The organism is Streptacidiphilus alkalitolerans (assembly GCF_042511045.1).
Lineage (GTDB): Bacteria > Actinomycetota > Actinomycetes > Streptomycetales > Streptomycetaceae > Streptacidiphilus > Streptacidiphilus alkalitolerans.
The window spans coordinates 12,644-31,155 of record NZ_JBHEZX010000022.1 but is presented as its reverse complement, the minus strand read 5'-3'; the positions used below and the strand labels follow the sequence as shown (position 1 = coordinate 31,155).

General features: G+C 72.4%; 15 protein-coding genes. 4 read left to right on the top strand and 11 right to left on the bottom strand.

From position 1 onward, the window contains the following. Positions 1 to 52: 52 nt before the first annotated feature. Positions 53 to 2,179, bottom strand: coding sequence for a DNA gyrase/topoisomerase IV subunit B (locus tag ACEZDG_RS33495; protein WP_380517331.1), 2,127 nt, complete (start codon positions 2,177 to 2,179; stop codon positions 53 to 55). 549 nt (positions 2,180 to 2,728) lie between these two features. On the opposite strand from ACEZDG_RS33495, the gene ACEZDG_RS33490 reads away from it, so the two are divergent. After that, complete coding sequence (locus ACEZDG_RS33490; protein ID WP_380517328.1) at positions 2,729 to 2,959, top strand: DUF7455 domain-containing protein; 231 nt, start codon at positions 2,729 to 2,731, stop codon at positions 2,957 to 2,959. Positions 2,960 to 3,126: 167 nt separating this feature from the next. On the opposite strand, the gene ACEZDG_RS33485 is transcribed toward ACEZDG_RS33490, so the two are convergent. From ACEZDG_RS33485 to ACEZDG_RS33455, 7 genes are all read right to left on the bottom strand, one after another. Next, complete coding sequence (locus ACEZDG_RS33485; RefSeq protein WP_380517577.1) at positions 3,127 to 4,032, bottom strand: S1 family peptidase; 906 nt, start codon at positions 4,030 to 4,032, stop codon at positions 3,127 to 3,129. Positions 4,033 to 4,192: 160 nt separating this feature from the next. Further along, positions 4,193 to 5,857, bottom strand: coding sequence for an RNA polymerase sigma factor (locus ACEZDG_RS33480; protein ID WP_380517326.1), 1,665 nt, complete (start codon positions 5,855 to 5,857; stop codon positions 4,193 to 4,195). Positions 5,858 to 6,260: 403 nt separating this feature from the next. Next, positions 6,261 to 7,223: a FadR/GntR family transcriptional regulator gene (locus ACEZDG_RS33475; RefSeq protein WP_380517323.1), complete on the bottom strand. Its 963-nt coding sequence runs from the start codon at positions 7,221 to 7,223 to the stop codon at positions 6,261 to 6,263. A 148-nt stretch (positions 7,224 to 7,371) separates the two neighbouring features. Continuing rightward, positions 7,372 to 8,124 (bottom strand): hypothetical protein, encoded by a 753-nt coding sequence (locus tag ACEZDG_RS33470; RefSeq protein WP_380517321.1) that lies wholly within the window; start codon positions 8,122 to 8,124, stop codon positions 7,372 to 7,374. 4 nt (positions 8,125 to 8,128) lie between these two features. Further along, a complete protein-coding gene (locus tag ACEZDG_RS33465) occupies positions 8,129 to 9,271 on the bottom strand; it encodes an ATP-binding cassette domain-containing protein (RefSeq protein WP_380517318.1) in 1,143 nt (380 codons plus the stop codon). A gap of 109 nt (positions 9,272 to 9,380) precedes the next feature. Then, on the bottom strand, positions 9,381 to 10,127 hold the full coding sequence (locus tag ACEZDG_RS33460; protein ID WP_380517315.1) for an NUDIX hydrolase: 747 nt from the start codon (positions 10,125 to 10,127) through the stop codon (positions 9,381 to 9,383). 19 nt (positions 10,128 to 10,146) lie between these two features. Beyond that, the gene (locus ACEZDG_RS33455) at positions 10,147 to 11,331 is read right to left on the bottom strand and encodes a DUF4192 domain-containing protein (protein WP_380517312.1); all 1,185 of its coding nucleotides are present in this window, start codon (positions 11,329 to 11,331) and stop codon (positions 10,147 to 10,149) included. Between the two features lie 193 nt (positions 11,332 to 11,524). On the opposite strand from ACEZDG_RS33455, the gene ACEZDG_RS33450 reads away from it, so the two are divergent. Beyond that, complete coding sequence (locus ACEZDG_RS33450) at positions 11,525 to 13,786, top strand: RecQ family ATP-dependent DNA helicase (protein ID WP_380517309.1); 2,262 nt, start codon at positions 11,525 to 11,527, stop codon at positions 13,784 to 13,786. Positions 13,787 to 14,031: 245 nt separating this feature from the next. Further along, the gene (locus tag ACEZDG_RS33445) at positions 14,032 to 14,667 is read left to right on the top strand and encodes a hypothetical protein (RefSeq protein ID WP_380517575.1); all 636 of its coding nucleotides are present in this window, start codon (positions 14,032 to 14,034) and stop codon (positions 14,665 to 14,667) included. Positions 14,668 to 14,671: 4 nt separating this feature from the next. On the opposite strand, the gene ACEZDG_RS33440 is transcribed toward ACEZDG_RS33445, so the two are convergent. From ACEZDG_RS33440 to ACEZDG_RS33430, 3 genes are all read right to left on the bottom strand, one after another. After that, positions 14,672 to 15,046: a hypothetical protein gene (locus ACEZDG_RS33440; protein WP_380517306.1), complete on the bottom strand. Its 375-nt coding sequence runs from the start codon at positions 15,044 to 15,046 to the stop codon at positions 14,672 to 14,674. A gap of 372 nt (positions 15,047 to 15,418) precedes the next feature. Continuing rightward, positions 15,419 to 16,099 (bottom strand): ribonuclease HII, encoded by a 681-nt coding sequence (locus tag ACEZDG_RS33435; RefSeq protein ID WP_380517303.1) that lies wholly within the window; start codon positions 16,097 to 16,099, stop codon positions 15,419 to 15,421. Between the two features lie 88 nt (positions 16,100 to 16,187). Continuing rightward, positions 16,188 to 16,772 (bottom strand): TetR/AcrR family transcriptional regulator, encoded by a 585-nt coding sequence (locus ACEZDG_RS33430; RefSeq protein ID WP_380517300.1) that lies wholly within the window; start codon positions 16,770 to 16,772, stop codon positions 16,188 to 16,190. 118 nt (positions 16,773 to 16,890) lie between these two features. On the opposite strand from ACEZDG_RS33430, the gene ACEZDG_RS33425 reads away from it, so the two are divergent. Beyond that, the gene (locus tag ACEZDG_RS33425; RefSeq protein ID WP_449341741.1) at positions 16,891 to 18,444 is read left to right on the top strand and encodes an MFS transporter; all 1,554 of its coding nucleotides are present in this window, start codon (positions 16,891 to 16,893) and stop codon (positions 18,442 to 18,444) included. The last annotated feature ends 68 nt before the right edge of the window (positions 18,445 to 18,512 follow it).

The following is an 18,512-nucleotide window of genomic DNA, read 5'->3' as shown; positions in this document are numbered from 1 at the left end:
GAAGGCCCTCCACCCTGGGGTGGATGGCCTTCTCCAGCGGATCCGAAGCGGCTCAGGCGTCGATGCGGGAGCGGTCCATCAGCGCCGCCGAGTCCACGATGAACTCCTTGCGGGGCGCGACGTCATTGCCCATCAGCATGTCGAACACCCGCTCGGCCGCCTCCAGGTCGCCGACGTTGATCCGGCGCAGGGTACGGTGCCGCGGGTCCAGCGTGGTCTCCGCCAGCTGGTCCGCGTCCATCTCGCCGAGGCCCTTGTAGCGCTGCACCGGCTCCTTCCAGCGCTGGCCCTTGCGCTGCAGCTCCAGCATGGTGTGGCGCAGCTCGCTGTCGGAGTAGGTGTAGAGGTACTTGTCCTGGCCCTTGCGCGGGTTGGTCAGCTCGATCCGGTGCAGCGGCGGCACCGCCGAGAACACCCGGCCGGCCTCGATCATCGGCCGCATGTAGCGCTGGAACAGGGTCAGCAGCAGGGTGCGGATGTGCGCGCCGTCGACATCGGCGTCGGCGAGCAGCACGATCTTGCCGTAGCGGGCCTGGTCGATGTCGAAGGTCCGTCCCGACCCGGCTCCTATCACCTGGATGATCGCCGCGCACTCGGCGTTCTTCAGCATGTCCGAGACCGAGGCCTTCTGGACGTTGAGGATCTTGCCGCGGATCGGCAGCAGCGCCTGGAACTCGGAGTTGCGGGCGACCTTGGCGGTGCCCAGCGCGGAGTCTCCCTCGACGATGAACAGCTCGCTGCGGTCCACGTCGTCGCTGCGGCAGTCGGCCAGCTTGGCCGGCAGCGAGCTGGTCTCCAGCGCGGTCTTCCGGCGCTGGGCCTCCTTGTGCTGCCGGGCCGCGACCCGGGTCCTGGCCGCGGCGACGACCTTCTCCATCACCGCGCGGGCCTGCGCCTTGTCGTCCCGCTTGGGCGAGGTCAGATAGGCCTTGAGCTCCTTGGCCACCACGGCCGAGACGATCCGGGTGGCGGCCGAGGTGCCCAGGATCTCCTTGGTCTGCCCCTCGAACTGCGGCTCGGCCAGCCGGACGGTGACCACGGCGGTCAGCCCCTCGGTGGCGTCGTCCTTGGTGATGTCGTCCTCGGCCACCCGCAGCAGCTTGGCGGCACGCAGTGCCTCGCCCAGGGTCTTGGTGAGCGAGCGCTCGAATCCGGCCACATGGGTGCCGCCCTTGGGAGTGGCGATGATGTTGACGAAGGAGCGCAGCGTGGTGTCGTAGCCGGTGCCCCAGCGGAGCGCGATGTCCACGCCCAGTTCCCGGGTGACCTCGGTGGCGTTCATGTGGCCGCGGTCGTCGAGGACCGGGACGGTCTCCTTGAAGCTGCCGGTGCCCTGGAGCCGCAGGGTGTCGCAGACGGCCTTGTCGGGGGCCAGGAAGTCGCAGAACTCGGCGATGCCGCCGTCGTAGTGGAAGGTCTGCTCGTCGCTGGGCGCGCCGTCGATGGCCCGGTCGTCGCGGACCACGATGGTCAGGCCGGGGACCAGGAAGGCGGTCTGCCGGGCCCGCGCGTGCAGGCCGTCCAGGGACAGCTGGGCGTCCTTGAGGAAGATCTGCCGGTCGGCCCAGTAGCGGGTCCTGGTCCCGGTCCGGCCGCGGGGGGCCTTGCGGGCCTTGGTGAGGCCGTTGGCGGGGGTGAACCCGCTGTCCGGGCCCTCCCCGGCGAAGGCGCCGGGGGTGCCGCGGCGGAAGCTGATGGCGTGGGTGTGGCCGGTGCGGTCGACCTCGATGTCCAGCCGGGCGGAGAGGGCGTTGACCACCGAGGCGCCGACGCCGTGCAGGCCGCCGGAGGCCGAGTAGGAACCGCCGCCGAACTTGCCGCCGGCGTGCAGCTTGGTCATCACGACCTCGACCCCGGAGAGGCCGGTCTTGGGCTCGACGTCCACCGGGATGCCGCGGCCGTTGTCCCTGACCTCGACCGAGTTGTCGGCGTGCAGCATGACCTCGATCCGGTCGCAGTGGCCGCCCAGGGCCTCGTCGACGGAGTTGTCGATGATCTCCCAGAGGCAGTGCATCAGGCCGCGGCTGTCGGTCGACCCGATGTACATGCCCGGCCGTTTGCGGACGGCCTCCAGTCCTTCCAGGACGAGAAGGTGCCGCGCGGTGTAGTTGGAACCGTCGCTGGGGGAACTCACGCCGCCCCGGAGGGCGGCGGTCTGCACGGTCGTTTCGGCGGTCACGCGCGTACTACTCCTCGTTCTCGGGTCCTGCTCGGTCCAGCTCTGCGTTGCTCTGTCCTGCTCTGCCTTGCTTCGACGTCGTCTCGGATGCTGGTCGATCATCGTTTCGGCGCTACGCGGAGCGCGAACACGGGTCAATCCCCTGGCTCCGAGTAGGGCTGCCAGTGCACCATGGCGTCAATGCTGCCGGGATGCAGGCTACCGGTGTGCGGGGCGGGGCTTCTGCTCCGACCTGATCGCCGCTTATGGTACGCGTACCTCGTACGGGTGTTCGAAACCACGAACGAGTGACGCACATGCCATAGTCGGCAGCAGGCATGAACCATTGAACCTCGGGGCACGTCCTCTCCAACAAGAGAAAAAATCCACGTGCGGACGACGCACCCGAGACTCCCCTTCGCCTCCCGGCAAGGGATCCCCTTCCCGGCTCAACGGCCGGGCCGACCGGCACCCGAGCGACACAAAAGAAAAGCCGCGAGCGGGAACGTTTTCGGCCTGGTTGGATGTTGACCCTGGTACGACAGCTCGTCGAGCTAGAGAAGAGGCGACGTGACTACAGTTCTGACCCCCGCGAGCCCGCTGACCGCAGCTGACCGCTGCGACCGGTGCGGCGCCCAGGCCTACCTGCGCGTTGTGCTGGCATCCGGCGGCGAGCTGCTCTTCTGCGCTCACCACGGCCGCAAGTTCGAGCCGGAGTTGAAGAAGATCGCAGCTGAGATACAGGACGAGACCGGCCGGCTGACGGCCGCCCCCGCCTCCCCGGGCGAAGAGGATCACTGAGGCGCTCCACCGGGCTGCGCTAGAGGCAGCCCCGACGACGAGCTGAACAACGGCAGCAGGCCGGGCGGTGACCATGAGGTCCCCGCCCGGCCTGTGTCGTATCTCACACAACTCCGGCGCGCCCACCGGCCGCTCACACCCTGTCAGCACCCGGCTGCGCCCCGCCCTCAGAGCTGGCGCCGCACCGCGTCCGCCATCGCGGCGACCCTGGTGTAGACGCCCGGGTGCCCCGCCTCGGCGCAGCCGGTGCCCCAGGACACCAGGCCCACCAGAAGCCCGTCCACCACCAGCGGCCCGCCGCTGTCCCCCTGGCAGGCGTCCTTGCCGCCGGTGCTCTGCTCACCCGCGCAGACCATGGTCCGCGCCTGGAACGTGCCGTCCGGACCACCGGGGTAGTCGCGTGCGCACACGCTGTCGCTGATCATCGGCAGCTGCACCGCGTGCAGGCCGAGCGGGTACTGCCCGTTGCCCGAGGTGTCGCCCCAGCCGTAGACCGTCGCCGTGGTCCCGGCCGCGTACGGGGCCGTCGCCCCCTGCGCCACCAGCGGCAGCACGGCCCGGCCGGTCTCCGGCTCGGCCAGGGTGAGCACCGCCACGTCCCAGGTGTTGTTGCGCATCGAGTAGTCCGGGTCGATCCACACCCCGGACACCGGGACCTCGTCGCCGTCCGAGCCGGACAGGTCGGTCCGGCCCACGATCACCTTCAGGTCCGGGCGGTTCGCCGGACGCATGGTCGACTCGTCGTAGAGGCAGTGCGCCGCGGTGACCACCTTGGTCGGGGTCACCAGCGTCCCGCCGCAGAACTGCCCGGAACGGGAGTCGCCGTAGACCGAGCGGCTGGCCAGGGCCACCATCCAGGGCTCCTGCCCGGTGTCGGCGGGGCTCCCGCCGATGATCCGCAGCTGCGGCCCGGAGGCCGAGGCGGGCAGCGGCAGCACCACCGCCGCGGGCAGCGCGGCGAGCAGCACCAGCAGCGCCCTGCGTCCGCCCCTCCGGGTCCCTCGTGCCGAACCGGCACCCTCCGCCGCACGCTTGTTGACCGCCACCCGTCGCCTTCCGCCGCTGCCGCACATGAATGCCACTCAGCGTATGGGAGCGATCACGCCAGGTGTCCGGTCGGCGCGCCACGGCAGGGTCGGCACATCCCTTCGAGGAGTGAGGGGTGACAAAACAGCAGCAGGGCCCGGGGCCCTGCTGCTGTGTGTTCGCTGCTCTGCTGTCGCTGCCGCGCGTCTAGTCCAGGTAGTCGCGCAGGACCTGGGAGCGGGACGGGTGGCGCAGCTTGGACATGGTCTTGGACTCGATCTGGCGGATCCGCTCGCGGGTCACGCCGTAGACCTTGCCGATCTCGTCCAGGGTCTTGGGCTGGCCGTCGGTCAGCCCGAAGCGCATCGAGACCACGCCGGCCTCGCGCTCGCTGAGCGTGTCCAGCACCGAGTGCAGCTGCTCCTGGAGCAGGGTGAAGCTGACCGCGTCGGCCGGGACGACCGCCTCGGAATCCTCGATCAGGTCGCCGAACTCGCTGTCGCCGTCCTCACCGAGGGGGGTGTGCAGGGAGATGGGCTCGCGGCCGTACTTCTGGACCTCGACCACCTTCTCCGGGGTCATGTCGAGTTCCTTGGCCAGCTCCTCCGGGGTGGGCTCGCGGCCCAGGTCCTGGAGCATCTGCCGCTGCACCCGGGCCAGCTTGTTGATGACCTCGACCATGTGCACCGGGATGCGGATGGTGCGGGCCTGGTCGGCCATGGCGCGGGTGATCGCCTGCCGGATCCACCAGGTGGCATAGGTCGAGAACTTGTAGCCCTTGGTGTAGTCGAACTTCTCGACCGCGCGGATCAGACCGAGGTTGCCCTCCTGGATCAGGTCCAGGAACAGCATGCCGCGACCGGTGTAGCGCTTGGCCAGCGAGACCACCAGGCGGAGGTTGGCCTCCAGCAGGTGGTTCTTGGCGCGGCGGCCGTCCTCGGCGATGATCTCCAGCTCGCGCTTGAGCTTGGGGGCCAGCTTGTCGGCGGCGGCGAGCTTGTCCTCGGCGAAGAGGCCGGCCTCGATCCGCTTGGCGAGCTCGACCTCCTGCTCGGCGTTGAGGAGCGGGACCTTGCCGATCTGCTTGAGGTAGTCCTTGACCGGGTCGGCGGTGGCACCGGCCACGGCGACCTGCTGGGCCGGGGCGTCGTCCTCGTCGTCGTCGGAGAGGGTGAAGCCCTTGGTCTCCTCCTCGCCCTCACCGGCCTCGCCGTCGGCCTTGGCGGGACGGTCGTCCTCGAGCGCCTCGTCCTCGGTACCGGGGTCCTCGTCGGACTTGGCCTTGCCCGCGGCGGTCTTCTTGGCCGCGGTCTTCTTCGCCGGGGCCGCCTTCTTGGCGACGGCCTTCTTCACGGCGGCCTTCTTCGCCGGGGCGGCGACCCCGTCGACGATCGCCGCGGACCCGTCGAAGTCCTGCGACGCGTCGGCCTGGGCGGTGACCTCGGCGGTCGTCGTCACCGCGGCGGCGCGCGGGGCCGCGGCCCGGGCCGGGGCGCCGGTCGCCGCGGCGCTGACCGTCGTCGTGGTGGTCGTGGTCGTCGTGGTGGTCGGGGCGGAGCTGCGCGAGGGCACAGCCTTGGTCGCGGTCGCCTTGGTCGCTGTGCTCTTCGCGGCGACGCTCTTCCGGGTGCGCTTGGGGGCGGACGACTCCGCCGCGCTCACCATCAGCGTCACACCCTCCTCGTCGAGGACCTGGTTGAGGCTGCGCATGACGTTCTTCCACTTGGTGACCGGGATCTGGTCCACCTCGAAGGCGTGGCGCACGTCATCGCCGGCGATCTGCCCCTGTGCCTTACCCCGCTCGATGAGTGCCATCAGCGCGGTGGACTCGGCGATTTCGGGGGGGAGCGAACGGGATGTGCTGGCCGACACGAACAACCTCTCGGATGTGAGTGAACAGAATCCGGTCCCTCGAGGGGAGCGGATTCTGGAAACTGCGGGACGTGATGACGGGTAACCGAAGTGCGGCCACCCCCGTAGACATCGCTGCCGACGGAGAAGTGTTACGCCTTCCTTTCGTGGTGCAGGTCACAGTCCCGCACCCATCCCCGGGCAGGCGTCGAAAAGCGCCACCCCCATCACAAGACCCCCAACGCGCAACGGCGGGCGGTCATTCCGGCCGGGGGGCGCACGCGGAGGGCGTTCGTGCCGGAGGCCGCCGCCCCGGTGGGGACGGCGGCCTCCTCGGAGGGTCCGCCGGGCAGGTCCGGCGGGTCCGGTGGTTGCCCCGGCGGGGCGGTCGGTGCCCGCGGAGCGGATCAGCGCTCGCGCGGATTCAGTGCTCGCGCGGAGCGGGGACCACGTGGTCGACCTCGGGGTGGACGGTGAGCAGGGCCCGCATCGCGGCCTCGGCCGCCGTGCCGTCACCCGTGCCCAGCGCCTCGACCAGGCGGGCGTGCAGGCCCACCGAGGGCTCGGAGGGGCGCTCGCAGGCGGTGACCGGGCTCCCGGAGACGGTGAGGGCCGAGCCGACGATCCCGGCGAGGTGCTCCAGCATCCGGTTGCCGGCCAGCTCCAGCAGCAGGGCGTGGAACTCGCTGTCGGCCCGGCTGAAGGTGACCTGGTCGGCCTGGCCGACGGCGTGGCCCATGATCTCGGTCATGTCGACCATGCGCTGGTGGATCTCGTCCCGGCCATGGCCGGCCGCCAGTCGGGCGGCGAGGGGTTCGATGGCCCAGCGCAGTTCGAACAGCTCACGGCGCTGGTTGTCGCGCTGCGGGCCGTAGGCACGCCATTCGATGATGTCCGGGTCGAGCAGGTTCCAGTCGGAGACCGGACGGACCCTGGTCCCCACATTGGGACGAGCACTGACCAGGCCCTTGGCCTCCAGGACCCGCAGCGACTCGCGGACCACGGTGCGGGACACCTCGAAGCGCTGGCCGATCTCCTCCGGCACCAGCGGGCGGTCGGCCCCGAGGTCGCCGGAGACGATCATCTGCCCGAGCTGCTGGACGAGCTGGCCGTGCAGGCCCCGTCCGCGGCTGCCCGCCGCCCGGCGGCCGACCCGGCCGAGCTCGGGCTCAGGGCTGTCCCAGTGGAGCGAGGGGCCGGGCGCTCCGCGCTCGGGGTAGGCCCGATCGGCGGTGCGTTCGCCGACGGGGAAGCGGTCGAGATCGCCCGCGCCGGAGCGGGAGGTCTCGGACAGGCGGGCGGTGGTCATGGGGGGGTGCGCAACGGTACTCACGTCTCCTTTGTCGGCGATGCCGGGCCGCGCCTTGAGTACTTTCGTGAAAAGCACACGAAAGGGTGATCGCCCGTCATTGCACAATTGACGCCAAAGCGATATTTCCTGCACAAAACAGGCAACCAACCGAGCGTTCTGGACCGCTGATGCTCACTCAGGGTGACCGGGCCGCCGTCAGACTCGCGCTGTCAGACCCCGGCCGTCAGACCCCGCGCCGGCGCGGCAGCAGCACCAGGTAGCCGAGGAGCAGCAGCAGGACCGGGCCGGCCACCAGCAGCACCAGGCCGCGCGGGGAGAGCGAGGCGGTGTCGCGAAGGCCGCTCAGCGGCCCGTAGAGCCACGCCCGGCTCCCGCCCACCGGCCACAGGGCCCGGGCCAGCGCCCGGGTCGTCCGCTGCCCGGCCAGGCCGCCGCGCAGTGCGGTGACCGCCGGCTCGACCAGGACCGGGAGGGTGAGCAGCACCAGCAGCCCCGCGGACGCGCTGCGCAGCAGTCCGGCGGCGAGCAGGCCGATCCAGCCGGCGGTCACCACCAGCGCGGCGAAGCCGGCCAGCGCGGGGGACGGCGCGGGGACCCGGTGCAGCACCACCGCGTACACGCCGGCGTCAAGGCCCAGCGTGGCGGTGGCCAGCAGGGCGGAGAAGACGCCGATGACCACGAGCTTGGCGAGCAGCAGCGCGAGTCGGCGCCGGGCCGGGAGCAGCAGCAGCCGCAGCGACGGGTAGCGGACCTCGTGGCCGTAGGAGAGCGCGCCGACGGCGCCCGCGCCCAGGGCGGCCACCGGGAGCGGCAGCAGCGGGACGCCCGCGGTGAGCACCCGGACCGGTTGCGCCAGGGCGGGCTGGCGCACCGTCAGCGCGGCGATGACCGCGTCCACCAGCAGCACCGTGAGGAGGATCAGCCAGGTGGAGCGGATGCCGGTGAGCCGGCGGCGCTCGTAGGTCAGGGCGTACACGTGATCACTCGCTTCGCTGGTCGGCGGGCCGGGCTGACTGCTCGTCACGGTAGAGCGGACCGCTGACCGGGGTGAGTCCTGCGGAGGCCCTGGCGCGGCCGGCCACCGAGGCGGAGATGGCGCCGCCGGGGCTGAGCACGACCACGGTCTCGCCGAGCAGGTCCTCGGGCTCGGGATCCGAGCGGGTGGCGGACGGGGTGGACGGGGCGGACGGCGTGGACGGGGCGGACGGGGTGCGGGCCGAGACCAGCGGGACCTCGCGCCGGGGCGGCTCCTCGACCAGCAGGTCGGCGAGTTCGTGCAGCAGGATGCCGTGCCGGTAGGCCAGTTCACCGATCTCGGTACGGGTCGCCCCGGTCACCGAGATCCTGGTCCCGCCGTCGGTGCGGACGTTCGCACCGGCCGCCTCCAGCAGGTCGGCCAGCCGGGCGATCTGCGGGCCGCGCACCGACACCTCCTCGTGCAGCCTGGTCCTGGCGAACTCGGCCACGGTCTGGTCCTGGAGCAGTCGGCCGGCGTCCAGGGTGACCACCCGGTCGGCCAGCGCCGCCGCCTCGCGCGGGTCGCGGAGGGCGACCAGCACCGCGCCGCCGCCCGCGGCGAAGGCCCGGAGGAAGGCGTGGAACCACTCCACGTTCCTGGGCGAGAGGCCGAAGGTGGGTTCGTCCAGCAGCAGCGTCGCGGGCTCGCCGAGCAGTGCCTCGGCGAGGGCGAGCCGCCGGCTCATGCCCGGCGAGAAGGTGCGCAGCCGGTGCCCGGCCGCGGGCGCCAGCCGGGTCTGCTCCAGCAGTTGGTCGGCGCGGCGGGCCGGCACTCCGGCCGCTGCGGCGACCATGCGCAGATGCGCCCTGGCCCGCCGCCCGGGGTGGCCGACCGGGCCGCCGCCGGGCTCGCCGTCGGCGTCGCCGAGCACGGTGCCGACCACGCGCTCGGGCCGGCGCAGCCGCCGGTAGGGGCGTCCGTCGAACAGCGCGACCCCCTGGCCGCGTTCGAGGTCGAGGGCGAGCCGCAGGGCGGTGGACCGCCCGGAGCCCTCGGGCCCGAGCAGTGCGGTGACCTGTCCGTCGCGCGCGTCGAAGGAGAGGTCGGACACGGCGGCAGGGACACCCCTGCGGTAGCTCTTGGTCAGTCCGATGGCCTGGAACATGGGGCCTCACCTCGTGATGCCGGTGCGCAGCCTTCCTCCGCCCGTGCCAGCACGATAGACCGACATAGTTACTTTGCGTGGTATTGCCGACTACGGCGTGTGCGCGCCCTCAGGACTCGGGCCGGAGCATCGGGGGGTTGAGCACGCTGGCGTCGCCGGCCCTGAACAGCTGTGCGGGGCGCCCGCCCTGACGGGTCGTCGTCCCCCCGGCCGGGACCAGAAAGCCGGGCGTGCCGGTGACCTTGCGGTGGAAGTTGCGGGGGTCGAGCGAGACGCCCCAGACCGACTCGTAGACCTGGCGGAGTTCCCCGACGGTGAACTCGGCCGGGCAGAACGCGGTGGCCAGCGCGGAGTACTCGATCTTCGATCGGGCCCGCTCCACCCCGTCGGCGAGGATCCGGGTGTGGTCGAAGGCCAGCAGCAGCCCGTCGTCCTTGCCCCGTCCGAGCAGTTCCTCGACCGGGGCCCAGCGGGCGCTGCGGACGTCCCCGCCGGGCCGGGGGGTGGGCAGGTCGGGGGCGAGCGCGAGGTGGGCGACGCTCACCACCCGCATCCGCGGGTCGCGCTGCGGGTCTCCGTAGGTGGCCAGCTGCTCCAGGTGTGCCCCGACCCCGGGCTCCTGTCCCGCCGCCCCGTGGGTGCGCAGCCCGGTCTCCTCGGCCAGTTCGCGGGCCGCCGCCTCGCTCAGCCCCTCGTCCGGACGGACGAAGCCGCCCGGGAGCGCCCAGAACCCCTGGAACGGAGGCTCGCCGCGGCGCACCATCAGCGCGCACAGGGCATGATCGCGCACGGTCAGAACCACCAGGTCAACGGTGACCGCGAACGGGGGGAAGGCCGACGGATCGTAGCGCGACATGCCGGTGATCATAGTCGTCTCACTGACGATAAACACCCCCGTCGCAGCGGCCCCGCCTGCCTCGCCGGGTGCGCCCGCGCGCACCCGGGCCGCGGCTCGAACCCCGGCGCTGCCGGGACCTGCGCTCGTCGCGCAGGGTGGCGCAGAGCTCCTGGGGCTCGGCGCCGGTGTTCACCGCCTGGTAGAGCAGCTGGGCGAAGGTGTAGTCGGGGTCGGCGACCAGCGCCCGGCCAAGCGCGACCCGGGCGGTGACCTGGTCCCCGGTCACCCAGGCGGTCCAACCCAGCAGCGACAGCGGCGCCGCGGCCTGGGTGTCGAAGGGGAAGGCGCAGCGCCGGGCCAGGAACAGCCACAGCCGCTGGGCGTGCTCCACGTCGGGGGGATCCAGCCACTCCGCCGCCCGGTCCCGGGCCATCCGGTCCTGCAGGCCCAGGACCAGCCGGGCCGCCTCCGCCGGGGAGACCTCCTGCGCCCCGGCCCTGAACCGGGCCACCGCCGCGTCCACCAGCTCCCCGGTCCGCTCCCTGACCGCCTCCCGGCCGCCGCGCCGGGCCAACTCCTCGACCAGGACCGGGATCGCCTCCTCGAACGCCCGCAGCTGCGCCTCGGCCGTGGGCGTCCCCACCGGTTCGAGCTCCCGGTGCAGCTCCTTGAGGCTGCCGCGGACCCGGATGCCCGCGTAGGCGGCAGCGGCGGCCACCGCGGGCGTGGAACCCGGCCGTTCCACCGGCGTCCCCTCCTCGGTGCAGCAGGTGCCGTTCTCGCAGGAGTACGACCACCAGCGCCCGTCCGAGACGCACAGCGAGTCGTGCACCGGGATGCCGACCTCGCGGAAGGCCGCCGCGAGCAGGGCGGCCAGCGGCCGCAGCTCCTCGCTGACCTCGCGCCCGCTCTGCCCCGGGGCGGGATCGCGGCAGAGGTAGAGGATCACCGCGTCCGGGGTGCGGTCGCGGTGTTCGGAGAGCGCCACCAGGAACCGGGCGACCTCCTCGGCGGCCTCGGGCCAGATCGAGCGGTCCGGGATGTCGATCCTGACCGTGCCGCCCTGGCGTCGGCGCGGGCCCTGGAGCCCCAGCGCCACGATGCTGTCGCTGGGGAAGAAGCCGAGCAGGAACGGCAGCGCGTCGACCATGTCGCCGGGATTGCGCATGGTCACCACGGGGTGCTCGAAGGGGCCGGACGGGGACTGCTGGTCTTCGTTCATGGGACGAGGATGTCCGCGTTCGCAAGCCCGCCGGGACGATCGGCCCCCGCCTGTGGACAAGTCGGGGGCTGTGGAAAAACCGGCCACCCGGACGGGTGAACCGAGCCCTCGGTGCTGACGCCGGGGAACGCCCGGGAACCCCCAGGACCGCCGGGGTTCGCCGATTGTCCGACCCAGCGGCTATCAATGAAGCATGCACGCGACCCCCGGCTCTTCCGGCCTGTCCCCCGACCTCTCCCCCGCCGACCGTGCTGCCGTACGGGAACGCGCCGACGCCGTGCTGCGCGAGCTGGCCGGCGGCGACGCCCGGCTGCGCGAGGACCAGTGGCGTGCCATCGAGGCGCTGGTGGTCGACCACCGCCGGGCGCTGGTGGTGCAGCGCACCGGCTGGGGCAAGTCGGCGGTGTACTTCGTCGCGACCGCGCTGCTCAGGGCGGCCGGGGCCGGCCCGACCGTGATCGTCTCCCCGCTGCTCGCACTGATGCGCAACCAGATCGACTCCGCCGCCCGGGCCGGGATCACCGCACGCACCATCAACTCCGCCAACGCCGACGAGTGGGAGACGGTCCAGGCCGAGGTCGCCGCGGGCGAGGTGGACGTGCTGCTGGTCAGCCCCGAACGGCTGAACAACCCGGACTTCCGGGACCAGGTGCTGCCCAGGCTCGCCGCGTCCACCGGGCTGCTGGTGGTGGACGAGGCGCACTGCATCTCGGACTGGGGCCATGACTTCCGCCCCGACTACCGCCGGCTGCGCACCATGCTGGCCGAGCTGCCGCCCGGTGTGCCGGTGCTCGCCACCACCGCCACCGCCAACACCCGGGTCACCGCCGACGTCGCCGAGCAGCTGGGCACCGGCGGCGGCGGGGGTGCAGGGGCGGGCGCCGGCGATGCGGCCGGATCCTCGGCGGCCCTGGTGCTGCGCGGCCCGCTGGACCGGGAGAGCCTGTCCCTCGGCGTACTGCCGCTGGGCGATCCGGCGCACCGGCTGGCCTGGCTCGCCGACCACCTGCCCGACCTGCCCGGTTCCGGGATCATCTACACCCTGACCGTCGCCGCCGCCGAGGAGGTCACCGCCTTCCTGCGGCAGCGCGGCTTCCCGGTCGCCTCCTACTCGGGACGCACCGAGGACGTCGACCGGCGCAGCGCCGAGGCCGACCTGCTGGCCAACCGGGTCAAGGCCCTGGTCGCCACTTCGGCCCTGGGCATGGGCTTCGACAAGCCCGACCTCGGCTTCGTGGTCCACCTCGGCTCGCCGCAGTCCCCGATCGCGTACTACCAGCAGGTCGGCCGCGCCGGCCGCGGGATCAAGCGGGCCGAGGCGCTGCTGCTGCCCGGCCCCGAGGACCAGGCCATCTGGCGCTACTTCGCCGGTCTCGCCTTCCCGCCGGAGGAGCAGGTCAGGGCCACCCTGGCCGCGCTGGCCGCGCACACCGACCCGGACGGCGTACCGCTGCCGCTGTCCACCCCGGCCCTGGAGGCACGGGTGGACCTGCGGCGCACCCGGCTGGAGACCATGCTCAAGGTGCTGGACGTGGACGGCGCGGTGCGGCGGGTGCGCGGCGGCTGGACCTCCACCGGGCGCCCCTGGTCCTACGACACCGAGCGCTACGCCCGGGTGGCCGAGACCCGCAGCGCCGAGCAGAAGGCGATGCTCGACTACGCAGCAACCGGCGGCTGCCGGATGGACTTCCTGCGGCGCCAGCTCGACGACGAGGAGTCCGCCCCCTGCGGGCGCTGCGACAACTGCGCCGGCTCCCGGCACTCGACCGAGGTCTCCGCCGAGGCCATGGCCGCCGCCAGGGCCGCGCTCGGACGGCCCGGCATCGAGCTGGAGCCCCGGCGGCAGTGGCCGACCGGCCTCGCCGCGGCCGGGATCGAGCTCAAGGGCCGGATCCCGGCGGGCGAGCAGGCCGCGGCCGGGCGCGCCCTGGGCCGGCTCTCCGACATCGGCTGGGGCACCCGGCTGCGCGGTCTGCTGGCCCCCGGCACACCGGACGCCCCGGTCCCGCCGGAGGTGCTGGACGCGGTGGTGACCGTGCTCGCCGACTGGGCCCGCGGCCCCGGCGGCTGGGCCGGGCCCGACAACGCCCAGAACGCCCAGGGCCGCCCCGCCGGAGTGGTCACCATGGCCTCAGGCAGCCGCCCGCAGCTGGTGCGGAGCCTCGGCGCGGGCATCGCCAGGATCGGCCGGCTCCCGCTGCTCGGCGGGATCGAGTACGCCCACGGGGAACCGCCCCGGGGCTCGCGCAGCAACAGCGCCCAGCGGCTGCGGACCCTGCACGGCAGTTTTGTGCTCCCTGACGGTCTGGCCGAGGCGCTGGCCGGGGTCGAGGGGCCGGTGCTGCTGGTCGACGACTTCACCGACAGCGGCTGGACCATCGCCGTCGCCGCGCGGCTGCTGCGCCGGGCCGGGGCGGCCGGGGTGCTCCCGCTGGTCCTGGCGCAGCAGAGCTGACGGGTGAGTCGGCAGCTGAGGGCGTCGTGTCTCTCGGCAGATGGTCAGGAAGAGTGTTGAAATGAATCGAATTGAAAGAAGATAGAGACCGAATCGTCACATTCGGGGCACTTCCGACAGGAAGCCCGTTGCCGCATCACACCTCTTGACGTGAGAATTGGCAGAGGTACCCGCACAGGCACGGGGAAGGAGGGCCCTTGAGCACAGAGTCCACCGGCCACTGGCCCTCCGTCCGGACCCGTCCGGTGACCCCGCTGCGGGCCGCCAGGCTGCGTCCCACCAGCCGCACGATCGACCAGGCCGGATGGGCCGAGGCGGGGGTCCCGCTGCTCCGCTCCCCCCGGGAACTGATCACTGAGCTGCACCGGGTGCACCGCCCGCAGCCGGGCACGGTGGTGCTGGCCGTACTGGAGCAGGACGACCGGGTGGTCGGCGGTGCGTCCTTCCCGTCCCGGGTGGGCCACGGGGACGGCTGGCAGTACCGCAACGCGATCCTGGCGCACCTGCGCCGGGTGGTGCCGCACGACCTGCGGCTGGCCCGTCCGGTGCGCACCGCGGTGCTGCTGCTCTGCCGCCGGGGCACCGCCGAGTGGACCGAGGAGGACGGCCCCTGGATGTGGGGGCTGAAGGACGCCAGCAGCCTGCACGGGCTGCGCTGCGGCGCCTATGTCACCCTCGCCGACACCGGCTGGCAGGTCATCGGCGAACACCGGGCCGGACGCCATCCGCACGCCGGATCGTGGTCCGAGGAGACCGTACGGACCCTCAGCCCGCTGCCCGTGCGCGGCAGCGAACAGCCGCTGCGCATGCTGGAGGCACCGTCGGCCGAACCGGCCCCGGCGCCGGCCGTCCTGGAGCGGTCCAGGGTGGCCGCCCGCTGACGGCTCAGCGGGGCAGGCCGGGGACCGCGGACGGGTCGCCGCAGACCACGACCAGGCGGGTGGCCCGGTCCAGCGCCGCGGTGAGGGCCTGCGCGGCGACCGCGGGAGCGCCGCCGTTCACCGCGAGCACAACAACCTCGCGGTGGGCCGGACGGCACTGGGCCGCGTCGGCGTAGAAGACGTCCTCGCCCGACGCCAGCTGGGCCCAGTAGCCCTCGGCGCCGAAGGACTCCTCGTGCTGCTGCCACGGGTGGTGCCCACCGGTGGTCAGCACCAGGATCTGGCCCGGCGACCGGCCGGAGTCGAGCAGCAGGTCGACCGAGTCGTCGGCCCGGTCCAGCGCGTTGCCCGGCTCGGCCGGAACCAGCTGGACCTGCACCGAAGGAGCGGCCTGGGCCGGCACCGCCGGCGGATGCAGCGGGGCAGCCGGGCGGCGCGGAGCCGGGCCCGGCTTGGGAACGCGCGGCGGCCCGGGGCGTGGAATCGGGCGCGAGGCAGCGGAAGCGGTGTGTGCGGCGGGGGTCACAGGCGGTGTCACTGAAGGCATGGTGCGGGCTGTCGCGTCCGTCTCGTCGTTGGATGGAACACGAGGGCCCGGGGCGGTCTTGTGGATCTCCAGCTCCTCGGCAGAATCTGGCGGCACACCGGATGGCGTCGCACAGCGGCACAGAGCTTACTCGTTGCCGGTGAACGCGGGATAGGGGGTCCTTGGTTCACTTCGAGCCGGAAACCGGCACCGGGCGACGGACCGTCAGAAACCGAGCGACAGCTGCTCGGAGCCGTCGTCCAGGCGCGAGGTGCGCAGGTGCCGCCAGGCCGGCAGGTCGTCCAGGTAGGACCAGGAGAGCCGGTGGTGCGGGGTCGGCCCGTGCTCGGCCAGCGCCGCCCGGTGGACCGGGGAGGGGTAGCCCGCGTTGTCGGCGAAGGCGAAGCCGGGGAAGCCGGCCCCCAGCTCGGCCATGTAACCGTCCCGCTGGACCTTGGCCAGCACCGAGGCCGCGGCCACCGAGACGCAGGACTGGTCGCCCTTGATCACCGTGCGCACCCGCCAGGGGCCGCCCAGGTAGTCGTGCTTGCCGTCCAGGATGACCATGTCGGGACGCACCGGCAGGGCCTCCAGGGCCCTGGTCGCGGCGAGCCGCAGCGCGGCCGTCATCCCCAGCTGGTCGCACTCCAGCGGCGAGGCGTGGCCGAGGGCATGGGCGTCGACCCAGTCGGCCAGGACCGGGGCCAGCGCGGTCCTGCGCCGGAGCGTCAGCAGCTTGGAGTCGGTCAGCCCCTCGGGCGCCCGGCGCAGCCCGGTCACCGCGGCGCAGACCGTGACCGGACCGGCCCAGGCCCCGCGCCCCACCTCGTCCACCCCGGCGACGACCTCGGCCCCGGCCTTGCGGAGCGCGCGTTCGACCCGGTGGGTCGGTGGTTCGACAGGCATGTCCGGTCCATTTCCTTTCATGCAGGGCGGTCGTTCAACAAGTGCAGCGACTCCACATGGGGCAGTGGTGCCGATGCCAGTGTCCCAGCTACGCCCGCACCGTCGGCAGCAGCACCTGGTCGACCAGTTCTGCGGCCTCCGCCTCGCTCGGCGGCCCCTGGGTCTTGGCCCGGTACATCATCACCGCCGGGATCAGGTCGACCACCATCGGGTTCACCGCGTCCGCCCTGACCTCGCCGCGGACCACCCCCCGGATCAGCACCTCCCGGGTCAGCGAACTGCTCGGCGCGATCACCCGTTGGTGCATCAACCCGACGAAGGGCGCCGCCCGTTCGTGGTCCAGCTCGCCCATGATCACCCGTCCGGCGCAGCCGGGCAGCGAGAGCATCGCCGCCCTGGTCCGGTTCACCAGTTCCAGCAGGTCGCCGCGCAGGCTGCCGGTGTCCGGTGCCGGGCCCGGCTCCGGCAGGGTGGCCCGCAGGGTGTCCAGGACCAGCTCCTGCTTGGAGGGCCAGCGGCGGTAGATCGCGGCCTTGCCGGTACGCGCCCCCGCGGCGACCGCCTCCATGCTCAACCGGGCGTACCCGGTGCTGACCAGCTCGTCCAGGGTCGCTTGGAAGATGGCTTGTTCCAGTACCTTGCCGCGGCGGCGGGGCGGACCCTGTGTCTGCAACGGGGATGCCTCCGGAAGCCATATAGTGAACGGTTGCGTCCACTATACCAATGGTACTACCGTTGTCTGCTAGTGAACGCCTTCGTTCACTCCTAGTCCACAGGGGGAACGTGTGGCTCTGCCTGCAGCTCTGATAAAAACCGCTCCACCCCAGGCGCGCCGGGGCCAGCATCCCGGAGTGGCCCTCACGGTCATTGCCGCCACCCAGCTGATGGTGGTGCTGGACGCCACCATCGTGAACATCGCCCTGCCGCACATCGCGACCTCGCTGAAGCTGTCCACCACCAACCTGTCCTGGGTGATCAACGCCTACACGCTCACCTTCGGCGGCCTGCTGCTGCTCGGCGGACGCATCGGCGACATCCTCGGCCGCCGCCGCACCCTGATGGCCGGCGTGCTGCTGTTCAGCCTGGCCTCCCTGCTCGGCGGCCTGGCCACCGCACCCTGGATGCTGCTGACCGCACGTGCGCTGCAGGGCATGGGCGGGGCCATCGCCTCACCCACCGCGCTGTCGCTGATCACCACCAACTTCCAGGAGGGCCCGGCCCGCAACCGGGCCTTCGGCGTCTTCTCCGCCGTGGCCGGAGCGGGGGGAGCCATCGGCATGCTGGCCGGCGGCATGCTCACCTCCTGGCTCTCCTGGCGCTGGGTGCTGTTTGTGAATGTGCCCATCGGCATCGCCATCGCTCTGCTCGCGCCGCTCTACATCAACGACTCCGAGCGCCGCCCCGGCCGCTTCGACTTCCCCGGCGCGTTCACCGCCACCCTCGGCATGGTCTCCCTGGTGTACGGGTTCATCCGGGCCTCCCAGGACGGCTGGAGCGATCCGTGGACCCTGGGCGCGTTCGGCGCGGCGGTGGTGCTGCTGAGCTCCTTCCTGCTGATCGAGTCGCGCACGGCCGAGCCGATCACCCCGCTGAAGATGTTCCGCAACCGCAACCGCTCCGGCAGTTACGGCATCATGCTCTGCCTGGCCGCGGCCATGTTCAGCATCTTCTTCTTCGTCACCCTGTTCGTGCAGGACGTCCTGGACTACAGCCCGCTCCGGGCCGGCATCGCCTACCTGCCGCTCAGCGCCGCGATCATCATCGCCGCGCAGGTGTCGGCCAGGCTGCAGGCCAAGTTCGGCGCCAAACCGTTCCTGGTGCTCGGATCGCTGCTGGTCACCGCCGGTATCGCCTGGTTCACCCAGATCAGCACCGACAGCGGCTACCTGACCGGGGTGCTCGGTCCCACGCTGCTCTTCGGCTTCGGCATGGGCAGCATCTTCGTCCCGATCATGCTGACCGCCACCTCCGGCGTGGCACCGCAGGAGAGCGGGGCCGCGTCCGGGCTGCTGAACACGACCCAGCAGGTCGGCGGCTCGCTGGGGCTGTCCATCCTGGTCACCGTGTTCGGCACGGCCACCAGGCACGAGGGCAAGCAGCAGGTCGCGAAGTTCCTGTCGTCCCATCCGACCCCGCAGCAGCTGGCCACGTTCAAGTCCAGCGGCCAGCTGCCCAACGCCTACGCCGACCAGGTGCTCGCCCACAGCATTGCCACGGCGTTCGAGATGGGCCTGGTCTTCGCCCTGATCGCGGTGATCATCGCGGTGTTCGTGATGAAGCCCAAGCCCCCGCAGGACGCGCCGACCGGCCCCGGCCTGCGCGAGGCGCCGCCCATCGCGGCCTGAGCCCGACGCCCGGTCGGGTGCGGCGGCAGGACGGCCGCCGAGCCTGACCGGGCGTCAGCCCGGTGCCG

Excerpts from the sequence above, each read along its gene's own strand:
- ACEZDG_RS33485 (WP_380517577.1), bottom strand. The coding sequence starts at position 4,032 with ATGTGCGGCAGCGGCGGAAGGCGACGGGTGGCGGTCAACAAGCGTGCG.
- ACEZDG_RS33465 (WP_380517318.1), bottom strand. The coding sequence starts at position 9,271 with ATGTTCCAGGCCATCGGACTGACCAAGAGCTACCGCAGGGGTGTCCCT.
- ACEZDG_RS33460 (WP_380517315.1), bottom strand. The coding sequence starts at position 10,127 with ATGTCGCGCTACGATCCGTCGGCCTTCCCCCCGTTCGCGGTCACCGTT.
- ACEZDG_RS33455 (WP_380517312.1), bottom strand. The coding sequence starts at position 11,331 with ATGAACGAAGACCAGCAGTCCCCGTCCGGCCCCTTCGAGCACCCCGTG.
- ACEZDG_RS33450 (WP_380517309.1), top strand. The coding sequence starts at position 11,525 with ATGCACGCGACCCCCGGCTCTTCCGGCCTGTCCCCCGACCTCTCCCCC.
- ACEZDG_RS33435 (WP_380517303.1), bottom strand. The coding sequence starts at position 16,099 with ATGCCTGTCGAACCACCGACCCACCGGGTCGAACGCGCGCTCCGCAAG.